The 2137-nt window shown below is 71.4% G+C and carries 1 protein-coding gene; it reads right to left on the bottom strand.

All coding sequences use genetic code 11. The annotated features are described in order from the left end of the window. Positions 1-108 precede the first annotated feature (108 nt). Positions 109-2037, bottom strand: coding sequence for a 1-deoxy-D-xylulose-5-phosphate synthase (dxs, locus tag ACWEN3_RS45750; protein WP_452984272.1), 1929 nt, complete (start codon positions 2035-2037; stop codon positions 109-111). Positions 2038-2137: the final 100 nt, after the last annotated feature.

Raw genomic sequence — 2137 nt, 5'->3', positions numbered from 1 at the left:
GATCGAGAGGGTCGGGTATGCGTACGCCCCGCCACGGGCAGGTTCACGCAGAGGGGCCGGTACCGCCCCCTGGAGATGTGGCGGAACCGGCCCGTACGAGCGGTTGTCCTAGTCGCGTGCGGGCTCCACGGAGTCGACCGTGTCGGCCGTACGGTCGAACCGGCCGTCGAGCCTGGCGACCAGCCCGGTCACCTGACGGGCGATGTCCGGGGCGGTCAGCCCGATCTCGGCGAGCACCTCGGCGCGCGAGGCGTGGTCGAGGAAGCGCGGCGGGATGCCGAAGTCGCGCAGCGGCACGTCCACGCCCGCGTCGCGCAGGGCTTGGGCGATCGCGGAGCCGACACCGCCGGCCCGGCTGTTGTCCTCGACGGTGACGACGACCCGGTGCCGCTCGGCGAGCGGTGCCATGGCCTCGTCGACGGGCTTGACCCAGCGGGGGTCGACCACGGTGGTGGAGATGCCCTGCCGGTCGAGCAGGCCGGCGATCTCCAGGCACATCGGCGCGAGGGCGCCCACGGAGACCAGCAGCACGTCCGGCTCGTCGGTGCCGGGCTCGCGCAGCACGTCCATGCCGCCGACGCGGCCCACGGCCGGTACGGCGGGGCCGACGGCGCCCTTGGAGAAGCGCACCACGGTCGGCGCGTCCTCGACGGCGACGGCCTCGCGCAGCTGGGCGCGCACCTGGTCGGCGTCCCTCGGCGCGGCCAGCCGGAGCCCCGGCACGACCTGCAGGATCGACATGTCCCACATGCCGTTGTGGGAGGCGCCGTCGGTGCCGGTGACACCGGCGCGGTCCAGCACGAACGTCACCCCGCACTTGTGCAGGGCCACGTCCATCAGGACCTGGTCGAAGGCGCGGTTGAGGAAGGTGGCGTACACCGCGAAGACGGGGTGCACCCCGGCGTGGGCGAGACCGGCCGCGGAGACGGCGCCGTGCTGCTCCGCGATCCCGACGTCGTACACCCGCTCGGGGAACCGCTTGGCGAACCTGTCCAGACCGACCGGCTGGAGCATGGCCGCCGTGATGGCGACGACGTCCTCCCGCTCCTCGCCGAGGCGGACCATCTCGTCACCGAAGACGGAGGTCCAGTCGGCGCCGGAGGAGGCGATCGGCAGACCGGTGTCCGGGTGGATCTTGCCGACGGCGTGGAACCGGTCGGCCTCGTCCTGGAGGGCGGGCTGGTAGCCGCGCCCCTTCTCGGTGAGGCAGTGCACGATCACCGGGCCGCCGAACCGCTTGGCGCGCGCCAGCGCCGACTCCAGGGCCTCGATGTCGTGGCCGTCGATCGGGCCGACGTACTTCAGGCCCAGGTCCTCGAACATGCCCTGCGGGGCGATGAAGTCCTTCAGCCCCTTCTTGGCGCCGTGCAGGGTCTCGTACAGCGGCTTGCCGACCACCGGGGTGCGCTCCAGCACCTCCTTGGTGCGGGCCAGGAAACGCTCGTAGCCGTCCGTGGTGCGCAGCGTCGCCAGGTGGTTGGCGAGCCCGCCGATGGTGGGCGCGTACGACCGCTCGTTGTCGTTGACGACGATGACCAGCGGGCGGTCCTTGGCGTCGGCGATGTTGTTGAGGGCCTCCCAGGCCATGCCGCCGGTCAGCGCGCCGTCACCGATGACGGCGACGACATGGCTGTCCCGCTTCAGCAGCTGGTTGGCCTTGGCGATGCCGTCGGCCCAGCCGAGCACCGTGGAGGCGTGGCTGTTCTCGATGACGTCGTGCTCGGACTCGGCCTGCGAGGGGTAGCCCGACAGGCCGCCCTTCATCTTCAGCCGGGAGAAGTCCTGCCGGCCGGTGAGCAGCTTGTGCACGTAGGACTGGTGGCCGGTGTCCCAGAGCACCTTGTCCCTGGGGGACTCGAAGACGCGGTGGAGGGCGATGGTGAGCTCGACCACGCCCAGGTTGGGACCCAGGTGGCCGCCGGTCTTGGAGACGGCGTCGACGAGGAAGGTCCGGATCTCCCCTGCCAGCTGGTCCAGCTCCTCCAGGCTGAGCCGGTCCAGATCGCGCGGTCCCCTGATGCGGGTCAGCAGCGGCACCCGTGCCTCCTTGCAGTAGAGCTGATCGAGCTTTGCCGGGCTCGCCCGAGTCTAATGTTCATGCTTTGCCCGACACGACAGCGCCCGGCGCCATTCGGGC

Source organism: Streptomyces sp. NPDC004561 (assembly GCF_053602155.1).
The sequence above is the reverse complement of the archived record's forward strand: the minus strand, read 5'-3'. Positions and strand labels throughout refer to the sequence as shown.